Consider the following 18,841-nt stretch of genomic DNA (forward strand, 5'->3'; position numbering starts at 1 on the left):
GTCACGTGCTGAACAGGCCTCGTCTTCTGCGAAAGGTGAGCAGGCAGACGGCGCTCCTGGTGGTCCGCGGCAGCAACGGCAGTGGAAAGACCACCTTGCTCGCCGAGTGGGCCAGGCAGCAGCCGGGCACCGTTGTGTGGCTGAACATCGGGGCGCACACGTCGGACCCGGTGCCGTTCTGGCAGGCAGTACTGCAGGGGCTGCGCGATGCCCGCCTTGCCGAACCCGGCGCGCCTCTGCACAGCGGCGGTGAGCTGCCGGGCTCGGGGCGCGACCATCTCCGCCGGGTCCAGGCAGGCCTGCGCGCCCTGGAGGCGCCCGTCGCCCTCGCAGTGGACGGGGCCGAGAGCCTCTCGGCGCAGGCCGCAGAGGAGCTTCTCGCCGTGCTGGCGGTGGCGCCCGCGCTCGTCGTCGGTGTCGCCACCCGGGAGCGCGGCGCGTTCGAACTGCCCGCGGTGCGCCTCGCCGTCGACACCGTCGTCGTCGCCGGCGCGGAACTGGAGTTCACCGCCGCGGAGACGGCGGCCGTGCTGAGCGCCGCCGGGCTCCCCGACGACGCCGAGACGGTGCGGCTGGTGCGCGGCGCCAGCCTCGGCCACCCCCGCTCCACCCGCGCTCTGCTGAGCGCCCCGAGTTGGCCAGACCTGCCCAACGCCGAGGAGCTGGACCGGCACCTGCTCGCCGCCGCCGACGGGGCCGACATCCGCCTGCTCGAGCTCGCCGCCGAGGACGGCGCCCTGCTGGAGCTCGCGCTGCACGCCTCTGTCGTCGACGAGCTGCCGCTCGGCCTCGCCGAGGTGCTGGCCGGCCAGCGTTGCGCGGCCAGGGCCGCGGATGCCGCCGAGCTGCTCGATCGAGCGGAATCGCTGGGCCTCGGGTACTGGACAAGCGATGTGCCGGCGCGGGGCTTCCGCTTCACGGCGCCCGTGCGCGGCATCCTGCGCCGGGAACTCGGTGAGCGCGGCGTCGCGGAGCTGGGCGCGGCCCGCCGCACGGCCATCGGCTGGCTGCTCGACAGCAACAGGGCGGAAGCTGCTTTCCTGCTCGCCGTGCAGAGCGGCGAGTACGAGCTGGCCAGCGAGGCCGGCGCGCAGTGCTTCCTCGCGCTGCTCGCCTCCCGCGCCGAGGAGCTGCGCGCCGTGCTCTCGCCGATCCCGGTGGAGACGATGCGCAGCCAACCGATCCTGGCGATGCTGCTCGCGGTCTCCTACAACCAGGTTGCCCGGTTGCGCCCGCGGGCGCTCGAGTACTTCGCCATCGTGGTGCTCGGGGCGAAGGCCGTGCGCGCCGAGTTGGGGGTCACGGAGACGATCGCGCTGGACGCTATGGTGAGCGTCGCGCTGCGGGTGACGGCGCAGACGGCCCGGGCTGCGCGGGCCGCGGAGAGCGCCTTGGGCGGCTTCGCGGCGCTCGACGACGAGGGGCGTGAGCAACTCGGCCACCTGCGGGCCGACGTGATGGTGCACGCCGGGCTCTCGCTGCTCTACGGCGGCGCTCCGGATGCCGCACTCGCCGCATTCCAACGCTGCCGCGAGCCGCTGACCTCCGCGGGCAGCCTGCACGGCCTGTCGGTGCAGGCCGGCACTCATGCGCTCATGGGGGAGATGGCCGAAGCGGCGGCCGTCGTCGCCGAGGGTCGAACGCGGCGCTGGCCACGGGGTTGGGACGGCGGCTACATCGGCTCGTTCTATGAGCTCGCCCAGACCCTGCTGGCGATCGAGGCGCTCGAGTTCGAGGCGGCGCAGGCGCACATCGATGCGGTCGACGAGAGCATGGCAACGCTGGAGCACTGGGCCTTTTTCGCGGAGGCTCAGGCCAGGCTCGACCTGATCTCGGGTGCGGCGGTCGCCGGAATCACTCGTCTGCACGTGGCGCGGCACCGTAGGCGCGGCCGGGCCGACCTCGATGCGCGCGGGCGCACGGAACTCGACATCGCGGCGAGCACGCTGCACCTCGCGGCCGGCGACATCCTCGCCGCGGAATCCGCGCTGCCCGGTGTGAAGCGCCCCGGCCCGGCCTTGTTGCTCGCCCAGGCGCGGTTGGAATTGGTCCGCGATGCGCCGGACGCGGCCCTGGCACTGCTCGCCAAGGCCGGGCGCGCATCGACCACGCTGCGGCTGCAGGCCGAGCTCTCCGCGCTGAAATGCGCCGTCCGGCTCCGGCTCGGGCGCCCGGACGAGGCGCGGGACGCGCTCGAGGGCCTCGCGGCGACACTGGACGCCTCCGGGCTGGTCACTCCGCTGGCGCTGCTGCCCGCCGAGGACCTGCGCGACCTGCGCGCGCTGGCCGAGACGGGCTGCTCCGCGCTCGTGGTCCGAGTCCTCGCGCAGCCGGTTCCGGCGGTGCTGCGCCGCATCCCCGTGATCAGCCTCTCGGAGCGCGAGCGCGTCGTGCTACGCGAACTCGTCGCCACGAGCAGCATCCCGGCGATCGCCGAGGCCCTCTTCGTCTCGGTGAACACCGTGAAGTCGCAAGTGCGCAGCCTGTACCGCAAGCTCGACGTCGGCTCGCGGGAGGAGGCGCTCGTCGTCGCCGCGGCGCAGCGCCTCTTCGATGGCCCGGATGCCGGCTGAGCCGCCCCGCTAGCCGATGAGGCTCGGCTCCAGGTCGCGCAGCGTGCGGAAGTGCGTCATCCTGGCAACGCCCAGCGCCGCCAGCACGAAGGCGATCGCACCCCACGTCGCGAGCACCCCCAGGTCGGCCCAGGCCCGGCTCACGTCCCCGCCGTACATGAGCTGTCGGATGGCGTCGACCGTGAAGCTCATCGGGAGCACGTGGTGCAGCCCCGCGAGCGGCCCTGGCAGCGTCTGCCAGGGGAAGGTGCCCCCTGCGCTGACCAGTTGCAGCACCATCATCACGAGGCCGATGAACTGGCCGACGCTGCCGAGCCACACATTGAGCGCCAGGATGATCGCGGTGAACACCATGGAGGACAGCGCCATGATGCCGTAGCTGGCGAGCGGGTTCGAGAAGTTGAAGCCGAGGGCGACGGCGACGACGAAGAACAGCCCGGCCATCTGCAGGGTGCCGATGAGGGCCGGGGTCAGCCAGCCGGCGACGGTGATCTTCATCGGCGAGTGCAGGGCGGTGATCGCCCGGTTCGACACTGGCTTCACGATCAGGAACAGCGCGTAGATGCCGATCCAGGCGGCCAGCGCGATGAAGAACGGCGCGAGGCCGGCGCCGTACGTGCCGGCGGCGGCCACCTGGCTGGTGTCGATCGCGACCGGGTTGGCGATCGTCTGCGCCTGGTTCTGCCGGCTCTGCTCCGTGCTCTCCGGGATCTGCTCGACGCCCCCGCTCAGCCCGCCGGCCAGCGACTCCAGCCCGCCGTGCAGGGTGTCGAGCCCGGCGCTCAGCGCCGCGGAACCGCTCGCGGCTTGGCCGGCGCCATCCGCCAGCGCCGCCGAGCCGTTCGCGGCCTCCTGCGCGCCCTGCGCCAGGGCGGGCGCCTGCTCGGCCAGCTCGCCGGTGCCGACGGCGAGCTCAGCGCTGCCGGATGCCAGCAGGTCAAGCTTCCCGACGGCATCCTGAACGCGCGCATTGCCGTCGCCGATGCGCGCGCCGATCTGGTCGAGCGCGGCCAGGGCGGCGGCCACCTCCGCCTCGCTCAGGCCGGCGGCGCTGAGCCGTGCGGCGATGTCGGCGCGCACGGCGGGCAGATCGTTGACGACGCCCTGCGTCACGGCGCCGATCTCGTCGCCGATGCGGGCGATCTCGGCGTTGCCGGCCGCGACCTGGCCGGCGCCGGTGGCGAGCCGCGACGCCGCATCGGGCAGCGCGGCCGCGCCGCCCGCGAGGGTGCCGAGCCCGTCGCGGAGCGCGGCAGAGCCCGTTGCGAGTTGCTCTGTGCCGCTGGCCAGAGCTGTCGCTCCCGCCTGCGCCTCCGCGGCGCCGGCTACCAGCTTGCCCGCGCCGTCGACGGCCGTGACGAGGTTGGACCGGATGGTGGCGAGCGCGCCCAGGAACTGGGTCGCCGCCTGCTCGTTGACGGTGGCGACGATCTGCCGCTGGATCTCCTTGATGGCCGTCTCGCCGATCGTGGAGGCGAGGTATCCGTTGGCGTCGTTGGTGGTGAGGATGACGGTGGCCTGTTGCGGCTCGCTGCCGGAGGAGCTCACCAGCTGTTCGGAGAAGTCGGCCGGGATGGTCACGCTGAAGTCGAAGGACGAGTCGTCGACGCCGGCCTGGGCCTCGGCGGCAGACACCTCGTGCCATGCGAACGTGCCGTCCTTGACGAGCTCGTCCGCGATCTGCTCGCCGTAGTTGGTGAAGCCGCTCGGGCCCTCCGCGCCCGTGTCCTCAACGACGAGCGCGACGGGGATCTCGTTGAGCTTGCCGTACGGGTTCTGGTTGGCCCAGAGGTAGAGCCCGCCGTAGAGAAGCGGAACGATGCCGAGGGCGAGCAGGGCCAGGATGGCCATCGGGCTGCGGGTGAGCCGGCGAAACTCGGTCACGACCATCTGCGGGATCTTCATGGCTGCCCCACCTCCGTCGGGCTGTCCTCGAAATCGCCCGCCGCGGCCAGCTCCTGCGCGGTCTCCGCCGCGTCGATGACGCTCTTCGCCGCCGTGCCGCACACCACCAGCACGGCGAGCCCGCGCCCGGCGAGCCCCTGCGCGATCCGCCACCAGTCCTGTGGGTCGCCGCCGTGCCGGTCCGGCGCCGTCAGGACCAGCCCCTGCACGCCAGCCCGCAGCACGGCGAGCTCGGTCAGCACGTGGATGCGCGTCTGCGGGGGAACGTCGGCGATCGCCTGCCTGCCCCACTCGGCCGCCTGGAGCGTCGCCAGCATGCGCGAGGTGGCGAGCGGGTGGGAGGGCCGCCCGGCGAACATCAGCTCCTCGGCGACGACGGCGGAGAGCGTGACCTCGCCGACGGGGTCGTTCACCTCCGGGGCGTCGATCACCGCCACCCGGCGGCGGAGCTGCGCGTTGTCGACCGCCCCGTCGATGCGCACGACGCCGGCATCCGGGCGCATCCGGCCGCTCGCGATGAGCGCCAGGACGGCGGGGCGGCGCTCGGTCTCCGCGGCGACGAGCGTGGCCGAGCCGGTGCGGTATCGGGCGCTGAGCGGGGGGAGTGCCGCGGCGTCGCGCCCCTTGCTGACCATGTCGAGTGTGACGAGCATGTGTCCTCCTCGGTGCGCTCAATCCTAGGCAGCGAGTGTCGCGCTGCACAGGGTGGGCGCCGCCGGGCGGGACGCGCGCTCCGGTCGCCCGGCTCCGAGGGTCAAGCCGCGTCAGTCGACCACGGGGACCGGCGACGGCGCCGGCAGGCTGTCGTACTCGCCGAGCGCGAACCGGACCCGCTGGTTCAGATCATTGAGCGCTTGGCGGAGTTCGTGCTCGCCGTCGCCCGGTGCCGCATAGCCGTCGGCTTGCGCCCGGTCGAGCAGCAGGCCCAGTTCGTCGCCGGAGATCCCACGAGTCATCACCAGGAGTTCGAGGTTTGCAAGTATCCCGATGAGAGCGGCGGCATCCGCCTGTGTAAGCGGGCGGGGGCATTCGTCGGCGTCAACCATGGATCCATCATTTCCCGCGCCGGCTGAGCGCACAACGGTTTAAAGCCCGCTGTGCGCTGCGCCCGACGGCGGTGGCTGGCGGTGGCGTGCCGACGTCCGCGGCAGTCACGGGCCCCGCGGCGCTCCCCGCGTTTGCGATTCCGCGCCCATCGTGTCTAAACTGACTAGTCAGTACAAAAGGTTTCTGACACCACGAACAATCGGAAGGATCGACGTGCAGTCGATAGTGCGGGCGAAAGAACTCGCCCTCAACGCGGGCCGCGGCCGGGTCTACGGGCCATTCAGCGCCGAGATCGGTGACGGCCTCACCGTCATCAGCGGCCAGGCCGGCAGCGGGCGCACCAGCCTGCTGCTCACCCTCGCCGGGCGCATGAAGGCGAGCTCCGGCAGCCTCACCGTTCTCGGGCGCGAGCTGCCCCGCAAGGCGCGTGCCGTGCAGAAGGAGACGGCCATCGCCGGATTCCACGACATCGACACGCTCGAGGAATCGGTCACGATCGGCGCCGCCATCCGCGAGCGCCAGGCCTGGCTCTCGCCCTGGTGGCGCAACATTCCCCGGGCGGATGACGCCACCGTGCGCCGCGTCTGCCTGCCCGTGTTCGGTGCACCGGGGGAGCCTGGCGCCACCCCGCTGCCGACGGCGGACACCCTCGTCTGGGACCTCGACGAGACGCAGACCGCGCTGTTCCGCACCGCCCTCGCCGTGATGAGCGGCCCGCGCATCCTGTTCTTCGACCAGGTCGAGCAGCTGCAGTCGCCCGCGGCGCGTTCGGCACTCTGGGCGCGTCTGGACGCGCTCGGCCGCGGTGCGGCCGGACGGCCCGCAATGGCCGTCGTGGCATCCGTCGCCGCCCCGGACGCCGTGATCTGGCAGGAGCTGGGCATCGCGCCCCGGGTGCTCCAACTGGCCCCGAACGCGCCGACCGGCCCGCGCGCCGCGCAGCCGGCACACACCCCCGCCGACGTCGACGGCCTCTCTGAACTCACGAAGGAGCTCGTCTGATGCTCGCCGTTCTCTCTCCCGGCACCGAACTGAAGCGCTTCCGCAAGGGAGTGATGCCGAAGATCGCCGTCGCCGTGCTGCTGTTCATCCCGCTGATCTACGGCGCCCTCTACCTCTGGGCGTTCTGGGCCCCCACCGACGAGCTGAAGAACCTGCCCGTCGCGCTCGTCAACGAAGATGCCGGAGCCGTCAACGACGGCGAGCGCATCACCGCCGGTAACGACGTTGTCGACAATCTGCTCGACGGCGGCGACCTCAACTGGCAGGTGACGGATGCCGCGGACGCCCAGACCGGCGTCGCCGACGGCGACTACTACTTCTCGGTCACCATCCCGGCCGATTTCTCGGCCAACGCCATCTCGGTCGGCACAGACACCCCCACCGCGGCCGTTGTCGACGTCAACTACAACGACGCGAACAGCTTCCTCGCCTCGACGCTCGGCACCTCGGCGATGGCGCAGCTGCGCGCCGCCGTCGGCGCCGAGATCGGCGAGCAGGCGGCCAACGCCGTGCTGGTCGGCCTGAACGACGCCGGTGACGGCATCCGCAGCGCCGCCGACGGCGCCACGACGCTGGCCGACGGCCTGAACACCGCCCGTGATGGCGCGGGCACCCTCATCGTCGGACTGGGCTCGCTGGCCGATGGTGCGGTGTCGCTGGATGCCGGGGCGGCCCACCTCTCCGATGGGGCCGCGAGCCTCTCCGGCGGCCTGGCCACCCTCAACAGCGGAGCCGGCACCCTCGCCGCGAAGTCCGGCGACCTCGTCGCCGGTGCCAACTCCCTCGCCGGCGGCATGCAGGCGGCGGCCGACGGTGCGGCAACGCTCGCCGACAAGTCGCAGCAGCTCACCGCTGGCGCCGACACGATCGCAGGGGGCACGGCGGCACTCGCCGCCGGCGCCGGCCAGGTCTCCGGCGGCATCGACGAGCTCGTCGCCGCCATGCAGGCCGCCCCGGCCGGCACCCCGGCCAGCGCGTTCCTGCCCAGCCTGCAGAAGCTGCAGGCCGGTGCGACCGAACTGGGCAGCCAGAGCGCAGGGGCGGCCGCCCAGGTGCAGGGCTACGCCGGTTTGAGCGCCCAGTTCACCGCCGGCGTCGGAGAGCTCTCCAGCCAGCTCGGCGCCGGAGCCCCCGGCGCCGCCCAGCTCGCCGACGGCGCAGCGCAGCTGTCGGCCGGGGCCGCGCAGCTGGCCGACGGTGTCTCCACCGCGGCATCCGGCGCATCGACACTCGCCGACGGAGCCGCCACGCTGAGCGCCGGAACAGGCACCCTCGTCGACGGCAGCGGCCAGCTCGTGGAGGGCGGCACCGCTCTCGAGGAGGGCGCCGGCCTGCTCGCGGACGGCAGCCAGGAACTGGCGCAGAAGCTCGGAGAGGGCGGCGACGCCATCCCCGCGATGAGCTCGGCCGACGTCGATGCGAAGGCCGGCGTGCTCGCCGAGCCCGTCGCGCTCGATGAGAGCTGGCAGAACAAGTCAGAGGGCTTCGGCGAGGGCTTCGCCCCGTTCTTCATCGCCCTGGCCACCTTCGTCGGCGCACTCATCACCTGGCTGATCCTGCGGGCCCTGCCGACGCGTGCCCTCGCGGCCGGAGCCAGCGGCATCCGCGCCGTCATGACAGGCTTCCTGCCCGCCGTGGCGATCGGTGCCGGCCAGGTCGTGATCATGGTGCTGGTGCTCGTCTACGGCATCGGCCTGCAGCCGCAGTACTGGTTGGCCACCTCGGCCTTCATGTTCCTGGTCACGCTCGCCTTCCTCGCGCTGCAGCAGATGTTCATCATCCTGCTCGGCACCGCCGCCGGCCGGGTGGTGAGCCTGGTCTTGCTGATGCTGATGCTGACCTCCTCCGGCGGCACCTACCCGGTCGAGACGACACCGGCGTTCTTCCAGGCGCTGCACCCCTGGATGCCGGCCTCCTACGTGGTCAGCGGACTGCGCGAGCTGATCACCGGTGGCGTGGACTCTAGACTGTGGATCTCGGTGCTCGTGCTCGCCGGCATCCTCGTCGGCTCGCTCGCAGTCAGCGCGTGGAGTGCAGGCAAGCAGCGCATGTTCACCATCGCCAAGCTGCACCCCGAGCTGTCGATCTAGCTCCAACACCACCAGCAACACAGAACGGATGATGCCCCATGGGTCGCTCCAGCGGAACGAAACGCGCCATTCTCGACGCGGCACTCGAGCTGGCGGCGACCAGGGGCATCACCGGCACCACCATGGATGACGTCGCCGAGCGCGCCGGCGTCGCCAAGGGCAGCCTGTACTACAACTTCAGCTCGAAGGACCAGCTGTTCGAGGCGCTCCTCGAGGAGGGCGTCGGCGCGCTCGCCGAGAACCTGCGGGCCGCCCGCGGCACCCTCGTCGGCTGGGAAGCCATCGAGGCGCTGGTGGGGGCACTGCTCGACCGGATCGCCGCGAACGCCTCGCTGGCCAAACTGATGGCGAGCGAGATCTTCCGCACCGATCGGGCCTGGCAGAAGACCCTGTTCGCGCTGCGGCACGAGGCGCTCGCCGTCTTCGCCGAGGCCATCGCCGAGGCCAGCTCCGGTGCGAGCGCGCCCGGCGCGCAGCCCTCCGGCGCGCAGGGCGCTGATGCCGGCACCCCGGCATCCGGGGCCAGCACGATCATGGCGGCCAGCGTGTTCGGCGCCGTGCTGATGTCGGGTCTGGAGTGGCTCGTGTTCGAGCCGGAGCGCGGTCGCGACGAGGTCGCCGCCGCAATCCTCGCCTCGCTGAGCGGGGCCTTCGCGCCTCGCTAACCGCCCCCGCCTCCCGCACAATTCCGTGGGGCGGCACGATGGCGGCCAGAGGCCTCTCACCATCTCGCTGCATCGGCCGATAGTGGCTTCGAGGCGTTCGCGTCGCACGCACAGGAGCGCGCGGACTTGTTGTGGCGTCAGATCAGTGGGGAACCCAGCACATGCCACGGCACACAATTGCACGCACGCCCAGGCGCGCGTCGCTCGTTGTCCTCTCTCTGGTGCTGACCGCCAGCTTGGCCGCCTGCGCCGGAGCGACGTCGCCGCATGACGGTGCCCCGGATGCCGCACCCATCCCGCACTCGTCGGCGAGCGCTGGTTCGCGCCCGCTGGCGCCCACACCGACGTCTTCCGCCGAGAAGACACCGGTTGTCGCGCGCGACACTCCGGCTGCGCGCGACACCCCCGCAACCGAAAGGCTCACGTGGCCGACGTGGCCCTCCTGGCCGTGGTGGCCGTCCAAGCCCACCCCGGCACCGTCGCCCAGCCCGACTCCGGCGCCGACCACAGCGCCGACGCCCGAGCCGACGGCGGCCCCCACACCGGGGCCCAGGCCCGAACCCACGACAGCGCCAGGGCCGAAGCCCGAACCCACGACAGCGCCAGAGCCGAAGCCCGAGCCCACGACAGCGCCAGAGCCGAAGCCCGAGCCGACGCCGGAGCCGACGGCAGGCCCAGAGCCGAAGCCGGAACCGTCGCCGGAGCCGACGGCAGGCCCAGAGCCGAAGCCCGAGCCCTCGCCGGAGCCGACGCCACCGCCCCGGCCCGTCAAACCCGCTCCCGCGCTGAACGCGCTCGGCTTCCACGACACGACGGCCACCGGCGCGGAGCGCGCCGTGCGCAACGACCTGACGGGTGCGCTCGAGGGCCAGGTCGAGTTCGCGCAGACGCACACCATCAACCCGGCCGGCAACGCGGCGCGCACCATGCCGACACTGGTCGCCGAACGGGCGGCACTGCTGCTGTTCTCCCCGGTCGAGCCTGTGCCCAGTGGCGAATCCGTGACCGTCACGGCCAGCGCGAACGGCGCGCTGCTCGGCGAACTGGTCTTGGCCGAACCCAACCTCATTCCGCGGGCAGACATGCGTGCCCAGACCGGCCGCGACGAGGTCGTCTACACGCGCAGGGCGTGGACGACCGAGCTGCCGTGGAGCTGGATGAAGCCCGGCCTCGAGCTCAGCTTCGCCACGAGCGCTGACGGGGGAGCGCACGCCGACGCACAGGGCCTGCTCGCCGCCGCGCAGATCGAGTTCGCCCCACCGAGCGAGATCGTGATCAGCTCGATCGAGCTGGGCATGCTCACCGATTATCCGACGTCGGCCGACCACTACATGTTCGCCCAGCCGGAGAAGGCCGCCGCCGACTACTTCCAGACGATCCCCGTCGCGAAGATGCACATGGCCGTCTACGAGCCGGTGCGGCTCGACCGGGTGATCGTGGCATCCGGGAAGATCTATGAGGCCCCCGGCGCGAGCGACTCGACCGATGCCGGCGTGTACAGCGGTGACCTGCGCGAGAACGTGGGCAAGGCGCAGGTGAGCACGGGCATCAACCTGGCGAACTTCGGCATCACGAGCGCGCAGATGAACCAGTCGCAGCCGAGCACCTTCAACGAGCGCATCATTCACCACGCGTGCGGCCTGTACAAGACGGTCGACGGCGCTCCACGCACCGAATGCCATGGCTTGAGCGGCGGCAACGGCATGGCCACGATCTTCAGCTCGGCGGGCAATGAACTCAGCCACGAACTCGGGCACTCCTACGGCCTCGGTCACTACCCGGGCTGGAACGGCTCGGCCGAGGGCGATGCCAAGGTCATCAACGCCGTGCACCACAGCGAGAGCGGCTGGGGATACATCGCCTACCGCGACAGGATGCGCTCGAACCTCGCCGCCCACCAGGCCTTCTCGACCCAGGGCACCGGGGTGAACGGCGCCTACCTCACGCAGAACTATGCCGGGCAGTACAACTACCACCGCGATGCCATGTCGGGCGGGGAGAACAGCAGCACGCTCAGCCGGTACACCCTGCACACCGGCTACAGCGCGACCGCCATCCAGAAGGCGCTCATCAAGCCGGTGCCAGACACGGCATTCCCCAGTGGTTACCGCTCGTGGGATGCCACGACGGGAACGGCCGTCGACGCCAAGCTGGCCGACCCGCAGTTCGCGGCGGCCAGGCCAGCGCAGGTCGGCGTTCCCGTGTTCACGCTGCTGGGTGGCTACAACCCGCAGGTCCCCGAGCAGACGGTGCTCTACCCCGCCTTCCGCAGCAACTACGGCAATGTCTTCGAACTGCCCCAGGCGGATCCGACGTCGACGGATGCCGCACGCAGCTGCTGGATGAGCATCAGCTACCAGGACGGCCACGTCGAGCACACCGCGCTCGATGCGCGCAACGGCGTCAAGCAGTTCAACATCAATGTGGCGGATGCCGCCCAGCCCACCGGTGCGGAGCTCTTCTGCCGCGCATCCGGGGTCACCACCCAGCTCGGCAACAGCATCAGCATCGCGACCGGCCTGCCGGCCATGCGCCCGGCCGTCACCATCGGCGGCGACGCCGGGTATGAGGCGTTGCGCGCCGTCGAGGTGGCCGAGCTCGACACGGCACTGCTGGCTCTGGCCGACACAGCCGTGCCGGTGCTCGACGCCGGGATGCGGCTGAGCTACGACAGCTGGAAGGACGACCTCAGCGCGCTGAGCGCTGCAGCCCGGGCTGTCCTCGACCGGGCGATGGCCGCTGTCGCGGCGGCGACCGCGATCGACGACTTCGTGGCCGAGAACCAGGACGCACTGAGTGCAGGGGAGGCGGGCGTCACGGCCGAACTCACCGCGCTGCTGCAGGACGCAGGAATGAGCGAGGGCACGGGCGCACTCCTGCCCCGCGGCGGCAATGTGACCGTCGACAACGGTCTCTGTCTCAACCTCGACGCCGACACCCTGCGCGTGAGCGTTGACGGGAAGAAGACCGCCTGCTCGGACGTGCCGACCCAACGGTGGGTGGCCGACTCCCGCGGCGCCATCCACAGTGAGGCGCGTCCCGACCTGTGCGTCGAGGCAGCGACACCGGTGCGCATGACCACGTGCTCGCCCGCGAACGCCGCCCAGATCTGGGTGCACCAGGCCGACGGCCACCTCAAGAGCGCAACCTCGTCCTACCTCGACCTCAACCGCTCCACGCGCCAGCCCGGCATGTACGGCCACACCACCGGCAGCAACCAGGTCTGGAAGGCGCTCCCCGTGAGCGCGAACCCGGTGCTGCTCACCCTGAGCCCGTCCACGCTGCTCGTGCTCTCCACCCTGGCGCTCGACGCCGGGTGAGGCGGCGCCGGCCGCGCCGGACCGGGTCGGCGCGTAGTCTGGCGGGGAAGCCTTTGGCCGCCTCAACGAAAGCACGCGACATGCCGCAGCGACAGAACGACGGATCAGCACCGCGTCGGCCCGGATTGTTCCGCCGGGGCAGCGGCGGCCAGGCCCCAGCCGCTCCGGGCACGACGCGCCGCACCACCTACGTCGTGGACGGCCGGTTGACCAGCGCGCCGCCGCACACCTCGATCGCCGACGCGCTCCGGTTCTCCCAGGAGGAGCCCGGGCGCATCGCGCTCTGCCTGTTCCCCGATCCAACGGTCGACGACATCGCGGAACTGGCCGACGCCTGGGGGCTGCACCCGGTGCTCGTCGAAGACCTGCAGGTCGCCGGCCAGCGGCCCAAACTGGAACGCTACGGCGACGTGCTCTTCCTCGTGGTGCGGTCGGCGCGCTACGTGGATGAGGCGGAAGAGGTCGACTTCTCCGAGTTCCACGTGCTCGTGCGCCCGAACTCGGTGGCGGTGCTCTGCCAGGACGGCCGATGGGTCGACGGCTCGGATGACGCCACGCTGCCGCGCAACGCCGAGACCGCCGATCACACGCTGCTCGACGACTCGGAGCTGCTGGGGCTCGGGCCGGAGGCGGTCGTCTACCGGCTGCTGGACGTGATCGTCGACGGCTACACCCCGGTGCTGCGCGGCCTCGCCATCGACCAGGAGCAGATCGAGCGGCAGGTGTTCAGTGGCGACGCCGCCGTCGCCGAGCGCATCTACCGGCTGAGCCAGGAGGTCATCGACCTGCGGCACGCGACATCCTCGCTGGTGGATGTGGTGGCGGCGCTGCGGAAGGGCTTCGACCGCTACGGGATCCCCGACGCGCTGCAGACATACCTGCAGGATGTGGCCGACCACCTGACGCTGGTCGACGGGCGCGTGTCGGAGCTGCGCGATTCGCTCTCGCAGATCTTGAACGTGAACGCGACGCTGGTCTCCCAACGGCAGAACGAAGACATGAAGAAGATCTCCGGCTGGGCCGCCATCCTGTTCGCGCCGACCCTGATCGCCGCCGTCTACGGCATGAACTTCGACAACATGCCCGAGCTGCACTGGGCCCTCGGCTACCCGCTCGCGGTCGGCGGCATGATCGCGTTCGCCGCAGTGCTCTACATCACCTTCAAGCTCAAGAAGTGGATGTAGCCCGCCCGCGTCGATCCGGGACTCCTTAACAGGGTGTTGGAGCTGGGCGCGATAAGGTGGAGTGTGACTGGCGACAACACGCTCGGCCCTGCCGAGACCGAACTGCCCGATGCGCCCGCTGTGCGCGAGGCGCTCGCTTCAGCGAATCGCGACGAGGTCGCAGACCTCGCACTCCGGCATCCGGAGTCCCCACTGGTCTGGGCCGAGCTCTCTGACATCGCCCACGCCGACGGCCGCCTCGTCGACGCCTACGCCTATGCGGCGGTCGCCCACGCGCGCGGCCTCGAGGCCCTGGACGCCGCGGGCTGGCGCCCCGGCGACAGCGTGTCCTGGCAGCACCGGGCCAACCGCGGCGTCTTGCGCGCCGCCTACGCCCTGCGGCGCGCGGCCAGCGCGATCGGCGCGCACGACGAGGCCGACCGGCTCGGCGACTTCCTGCAGGGTCTCGACCCGGAGGCTGTGGAGCGGATCGAGATGAAGTACACCACCACCCAGCTCTTGCCGGTGATCACACCCGAGATGCTCGCGGCAGCGCAGCCGCCCACTGAAGCCTTTGTCATCCGAGGAGAGGACTAGCAACAACATGCCAGCAATCGTTTTGATCGGCGCCCAGTGGGGCGACGAGGGCAAGGGCAAGGCGACCGACCTGCTCGGCTCGCGCGTCGACTACGTCGTCAAGTTCAACGGCGGGAACAACGCCGGCCACACGGTGGTCGTCGGCAGCGAGAAGTACGCGCTGCACCTGCTGCCCTCCGGCATCCTGACCCCGAACGTCACGCCCGTCATCTCCAACGGCGTCGTCGTCGACATCGAGGTGCTGTTCGAGGAGCTCGACGCCCTCGAGTCGCGCGGCGTCGACGTCTCCAAGCTCAAGGTGAGCGCGAACGCGCACGTCATCACCCAGTACCACCGCACCCTCGACAAGGTCACCGAGCGCTTCCTCGGCAAGCGCCAGATCGGCACCACCGGGCGCGGCATCGGCCCGAGCTACGCCGACAAGATCAACCGCGTCGGCATCCGCATCCAGGACCTCTTCGACGAGAACATCCTGCGCCAGAAGGTCGAGGGAGCCCTCGACCAGAAGAACCACCTGCTGGTCAAGGTCTACAACCGCCGCGCCATCTCCGTCGACGAGATCGTCGACGAGCTGCTCAGCTACGCCGAGCGCCTGCGCCCGATGGTCGACGACACCGCGCTCACGCTGCACAAGGCGCTCGAAGACGGCAAGACCGTGCTGTTCGAGGGCGGCCAGGCGACGATGCTGGATGTCGACCACGGCACCTACCCGTTCGTCACCTCGTCGAACGCGACCTCGGGCGGCGCCGTCACCGGCTCCGGCATCGCGCCGAACAAGATCGACCGCGTGATCGCCGTCGTCAAGGCGTACACGACCCGCGTCGGCGCCGGCCCGTTCCCGACCGAGCTGTTCGACGAGTCCGGCGAGTTCCTGCGCGCCAACGGCTTCGAGTTCGGCACCACCACCGGCCGACCGCGCCGCTGTGGCTGGTACGACGCCCCGATCGCCCGCTACACGGCGCGCATCAACGGTGTCACCGACTTCGTGCTCACCAAGCTCGACGTGCTCACCGGCCTGCCGACCATCCCGGTCTGCGTCGCGTACGACGTCGACGGCGTGCGCCACGAGGAAGTGCCGGTCTCGCAGTCCGACTTCCACCACGCCACCCCGATCTACGAGGAGTTCCCCGGCTGGACCGAGGACATCACCGGTGCGCGCACGTTCGAAGACCTGCCGAAGAACGCGCAGGACTACGTGCTCGCGATCGAGGCGATCAGCGGCTCGCGTATCTCGGTGATCGGCGTCGGCCCCGGCCGCGACGAGATCATCGTGCGCCACGACCTGATCGACTAGTCGCTCGGCTCTGCTTCACCGGATGCCGGTGCCCCCCGTTCACGCGGGCGGCGCCGGCATTCGTCGTTAGTGCCTGCGCCCGTGCCGGCGCCCGCGCATCGAAAAGCAAGAAAACGTTCCAAATGCGGAGTTTTGGCGCGTTTTCTTGCTTCTCGATGCGGGGCCGGGAGCGGGCCGGGGCGGGGCCTCGTCAGGGCAGCAGCTTGAGCGTGCCGTCGATGAGGGCGACGGCGCCGCCCGCGTAGGCGATCCAGATCACGGCGACGCGGGCCGCGTGGTGGCTGATGCGGGTGTGCAGCAGCTCGCCGAGCCCGAGCCCGGCCACGAGGGCGACGACCACGAACACCCAGCTCGCGGCATCCAGAGCCGGGAGGGTGCCGCCGGAGAACGCGAACTTGGTCAGCAGCGAGGTCGAGCCGATCAGGACGAAGTACGGCTGCAGCGTCGCCGCGAACTGCGCCTGCGGCCAGCGGGTCAGCACCGCGAAGACGCTGAGCGCCGGGCCGCCGACGCCGGCCGCTGTGTTCATGAATCCGGATGCCGCGCCGGCGACGATCGCCGCCGGCCGGCGGGGGACGGTCTGCGCGGTGCGGGTGACGACGAGCGACGCGGTGAGCGCGGCGATCACGAGCAGGCCGACGCCGATCTGCAGCTGCGGCCCGGCGAGGTTCGCGGCCAGCAGCGAGCCGGGCACGATCGCCAGCAGGGCGGGCACCGCCAGCCAGACCAGGGTGCGCCACTCGATGTGCCGCCAGACGCGGGGGATGATCAGCAGCGAGGAGAGCACCCCGCAGAGATTCACGATGAGCACGCCGTCGAAGGGGCCGAGGATGATGACGAGCGCGGGGGAGACCACGAGCGCGAAGCCCATCCCGGTGATGCGTTGGGCGAAGGCGCCGACCAGAACAGAGACGACGACCAGAGCGAGCATCCTGCCAGCGTACTGGGCGGGTGGGCGCCCTCCGGACGGCGGGTAGGCGCCAGTGCGCCCTTCGGCGAGCACGGGCATCTCAGGGCATGGGAGACGACCTAGGCGTGTCGCTAAGCCGGTTCACCCGCCGTCCGCGCGGCTGTGTTCCTAGTCGAATGCTGCAGCTACCCCCGGGATCGCTGCCCGGTATCTGTCGAGGAGCTTCTTGGCAACGCTCACGGAGTCCACCAGCGGGTGGGCGGCGAATCCGCGCCACGCGAGAGTCGCATCGCGCTCGAGCGAAGCGGCGATGATGAGCTGCTCGGAGGCTTTGAGCTGTTGCATGAGCCCCAGCATCTCGCCGCGCACAGGGGCCACCTTCTGAGGTTCGAGCCGCCCCAGGTGCACCGTTGTCGGCACCTCGATCACGGCGTCATCCGGCAAGCCATCGACGATGCCGTTGTTGGCAACGTTCAGGATCATCGTGGAGGCGCGGCCCGTCGTTAGCCCGGTCATGAGGTTGAGGGCGACGGTCTGGTAGCCACCACCGTCTACATCGCTCTGCTCGCGGCTGTGGCGCTCCTCCTCGGGTCGGCTCTCGGCCATGTAGCTCGACTCACGATCGTGTTTCGTGCTGTTCCACAAATCGAGAGCGCTGTCGGGATGGCTATGTGCGCCTGTGTAGAAGCTGCCCTGCTGCTTCCGCAGGAACTCCCCGCGGGTCTCCACCGAGAGACGAATCCGCTCGGTCGCCTCGCGGTTGTAGTAGTAGTAGTAGAGGTACTCGTTGGGTATCGCGCCGAGAGCACGTACCCAATCGATTCCCATCAGCCGCGCCTCTTCAATGGTCGCAATTGCGGAGTCGTCGGCGAGCAGCCCGGGTAAACGATCGACGCCGTCCGTGCACACGCTGCGGAGCCAGCCCAGGTGATTCAGCCCCACGTAGTCGAAGGTGACGTCGTCTGGCTGCGCCCCGATCGCGCCCACTGCGCGTCGCATCAGACCGATCGGGGTGTCGCAGATTCCGATCACGCGGTCGCCGAGCGAGCGGCGCATCGTCTCCGTGACGATGCCGGCCGGGTTGGTGAAGTTGATGACCCACGCCTCAGGGGCGAGCGCCGCCACCCTCTCGGCCAACCGTCTGGCGAGAGGAAGCGTGCGGAGGGCGTAGGCGAGGCCACCGGGGCCAACCGTCTCCTGGCCGAGAACACCCAGTTCGAGCGCGGTGCGCTCGTCAAGAATGCGACCTTCCAGGCCATCAACGCGCATCGCCGAGAAGACAAACGCCGCGCCGGTGACGGCTTCGTCGAGGTCGAGAGTGCAGCTGACACGCGGCGGGCTGGCGAGTGCCGGCGCGAGCTGCTCGAGGATCTTTGCAATGGTCTGGAGCCGGTCGCTGGACACATCGAAGAGGCAGAGTTCGGTGACACGTGCGTGCTCTCCGTCGTTGGAGATCGCCTCGAAGATTTGGGGGACGCGAAATCCGCCGCCGCCGATGATGGTGAGTTTCATGGGAATAGAACTTCGCTTCCTGCTGAGCGGAAAGCCTCGAGCGTCTGGGCGTCAGATGCCTCGGAGGTGACCAGAGTGTTGATGGCGGATGCTGCGCAGACAGAGAGCAAGCCCGTCCCTGGGAACTTTGTCTCGTCTGCGACTAGCACTGTGTGTGAGCCGGCGGTGAGGAGGCCCCGCTTGACGGGCACCTCGATGCCTGTTGAATCCATGACGGTTCCATCTGGCAGGATGCCGCTGGTTCCGATGATGCTGATGTTTGCCCGCAGTTGTTCGAGAGCTGTGTCTGTGAGGCTGCCGACGAGCGAGTGGTAGGAGCGTCGCAGTACGCCGCCGAGGAGCACAAGCTCCACGCCCTGGTCGTCGCGCAGCTCGTCAAGCACCGCGAGGCTCGAAGTGATGACCGTGATGGTCTTTCCGCGGAGTGCCCGCGCCACGAATGCTGTAGTTGTTCCGATGTCGAGGGCCACGACGTCACCGTCGGAGACCAGTTCGGCTGCGCGTCGAGCGATCTTCTCCTTGGACGAGCTCGACTTCTTCACGACCTCATGAAATGGCATCGCATCGGTCTCGACGCTTCCGCCGCCGCGAACACGGCGCAGCAAGCCATCCGCACTCAGACTGTTGAGATCTCGGCGGATTGTTGACTCGCTGACATCGACGTACATGGCGAGATCATTTACCGAGGCGGCGCCGGTCTCTTTGATGCGCTGCAAAATCGCAGCTTTGCGCGAACTGGTCAACATGATCGCCATGCTAGCAA

General features: G+C 70.3%; 15 protein-coding genes. 8 read left to right on the forward strand and 7 right to left on the reverse strand.

The features are described 5' to 3' along the window. Window positions 1–35 precede the first annotated feature (35 nt). A complete protein-coding gene (locus BLT62_RS03170; RefSeq protein ID WP_083362754.1) occupies window positions 36–2,573 on the forward strand; it encodes a LuxR C-terminal-related transcriptional regulator in 2,538 nt (845 codons plus the stop codon). Window positions 2,574–2,582: 9 nt separating this feature from the next. Here BLT62_RS03170 and BLT62_RS03175 read toward each other — a convergent pair whose 3' ends face one another. The 3 genes from BLT62_RS03175 to BLT62_RS03185 form a co-directional block, all read right to left on the reverse strand. Continuing rightward, window positions 2,583–4,478, reverse strand: coding sequence for a YhgE/Pip family protein (locus tag BLT62_RS03175; RefSeq protein ID WP_083362755.1), 1,896 nt, complete (start codon window positions 4,476–4,478; stop codon window positions 2,583–2,585). After that, window positions 4,475–5,131, reverse strand: coding sequence for a hypothetical protein (locus BLT62_RS03180; RefSeq protein ID WP_083362756.1), 657 nt, complete (start codon window positions 5,129–5,131; stop codon window positions 4,475–4,477). Before BLT62_RS03180 ends, BLT62_RS03175 begins: the two co-directional genes overlap by 4 nt. Before the next feature lie 111 nt (window positions 5,132–5,242). Next, on the reverse strand, window positions 5,243–5,524 hold the full coding sequence (locus tag BLT62_RS03185; RefSeq protein ID WP_083362757.1) for a hypothetical protein: 282 nt from the start codon (window positions 5,522–5,524) through the stop codon (window positions 5,243–5,245). Between the two features lie 214 nt (window positions 5,525–5,738). On the opposite strand from BLT62_RS03185, the gene BLT62_RS03190 reads away from it, so the two are divergent. The 3 genes from BLT62_RS03190 to BLT62_RS03200 are packed head-to-tail and all read left to right on the forward strand — an operon-like array spanning window position 5,739 to window position 9,282. Continuing rightward, window positions 5,739–6,527, forward strand: a complete 789-nt coding sequence (locus BLT62_RS03190) for an ATP-binding cassette domain-containing protein (protein ID WP_156786221.1) — start codon at window positions 5,739–5,741, stop codon at window positions 6,525–6,527. Then, the gene (locus BLT62_RS03195; RefSeq protein WP_083362759.1) at window positions 6,527–8,617 is read left to right on the forward strand and encodes a YhgE/Pip domain-containing protein; all 2,091 of its coding nucleotides are present in this window, start codon (window positions 6,527–6,529) and stop codon (window positions 8,615–8,617) included. Before BLT62_RS03190 ends, BLT62_RS03195 begins: the two co-directional genes overlap by 1 nt. Before the next feature lie 38 nt (window positions 8,618–8,655). Then, complete coding sequence (locus BLT62_RS03200) at window positions 8,656–9,282, forward strand: TetR/AcrR family transcriptional regulator (protein ID WP_083362760.1); 627 nt, start codon at window positions 8,656–8,658, stop codon at window positions 9,280–9,282. Between the two features lie 142 nt (window positions 9,283–9,424). Here BLT62_RS03200 and BLT62_RS17585 read toward each other — a convergent pair whose 3' ends face one another. Then, on the reverse strand, window positions 9,425–10,054 hold the full coding sequence (locus BLT62_RS17585; RefSeq protein ID WP_156786222.1) for a hypothetical protein: 630 nt from the start codon (window positions 10,052–10,054) through the stop codon (window positions 9,425–9,427). A gap of 64 nt (window positions 10,055–10,118) precedes the next feature. Between BLT62_RS17585 and BLT62_RS03205 the strand changes: the two genes are divergently transcribed. The 4 genes from BLT62_RS03205 to BLT62_RS03220 all read left to right on the forward strand — a co-directional run bounded on the left by BLT62_RS03205 (window position 10,119) and on the right by BLT62_RS03220 (window position 15,656). Further along, complete coding sequence (locus tag BLT62_RS03205; protein ID WP_156786223.1) at window positions 10,119–12,602, forward strand: M66 family metalloprotease; 2,484 nt, start codon at window positions 10,119–10,121, stop codon at window positions 12,600–12,602. An 80-nt stretch (window positions 12,603–12,682) separates the two neighbouring features. Continuing rightward, window positions 12,683–13,786 (forward strand): magnesium and cobalt transport protein CorA, encoded by a 1,104-nt coding sequence (locus BLT62_RS03210; RefSeq protein ID WP_083362762.1) that lies wholly within the window; start codon window positions 12,683–12,685, stop codon window positions 13,784–13,786. A 63-nt stretch (window positions 13,787–13,849) separates the two neighbouring features. After that, window positions 13,850–14,362 carry a DUF3151 family protein gene (locus BLT62_RS03215; RefSeq protein ID WP_083362763.1) on the forward strand — a complete coding sequence of 171 codons (513 nt, stop codon included), beginning with the start codon at window positions 13,850–13,852 and terminating at the stop codon, window positions 14,360–14,362. A gap of 7 nt (window positions 14,363–14,369) precedes the next feature. Further along, window positions 14,370–15,656 (forward strand): adenylosuccinate synthase, encoded by a 1,287-nt coding sequence (locus BLT62_RS03220; protein ID WP_083362764.1) that lies wholly within the window; start codon window positions 14,370–14,372, stop codon window positions 15,654–15,656. 190 nt (window positions 15,657–15,846) lie between these two features. Here BLT62_RS03220 and BLT62_RS03225 read toward each other — a convergent pair whose 3' ends face one another. The 3 genes from BLT62_RS03225 to BLT62_RS03235 all read right to left on the reverse strand — a co-directional run bounded on the left by BLT62_RS03225 (window position 15,847) and on the right by BLT62_RS03235 (window position 18,833). After that, window positions 15,847–16,587 (reverse strand): sulfite exporter TauE/SafE family protein, encoded by a 741-nt coding sequence (locus tag BLT62_RS03225; RefSeq protein WP_083362765.1) that lies wholly within the window; start codon window positions 16,585–16,587, stop codon window positions 15,847–15,849. Between the two features lie 147 nt (window positions 16,588–16,734). Continuing rightward, window positions 16,735–18,078, reverse strand: a complete 1,344-nt coding sequence (locus BLT62_RS03230; RefSeq protein WP_083362766.1) for a family 4 glycosyl hydrolase — start codon at window positions 18,076–18,078, stop codon at window positions 16,735–16,737. Next, window positions 18,075–18,833, reverse strand: coding sequence for a DeoR/GlpR family DNA-binding transcription regulator (locus BLT62_RS03235; RefSeq protein WP_231919323.1), 759 nt, complete (start codon window positions 18,831–18,833; stop codon window positions 18,075–18,077). The genes BLT62_RS03230 and BLT62_RS03235 overlap by 4 nt, the downstream gene beginning before the upstream one ends. Window positions 18,834–18,841: the final 8 nt, after the last annotated feature.

Origin of the sequence: Microterricola viridarii, from assembly GCF_900104895.1 — a bacterium.
GTDB lineage: Bacteria > Actinomycetota > Actinomycetes > Actinomycetales > Microbacteriaceae > Microterricola > Microterricola viridarii.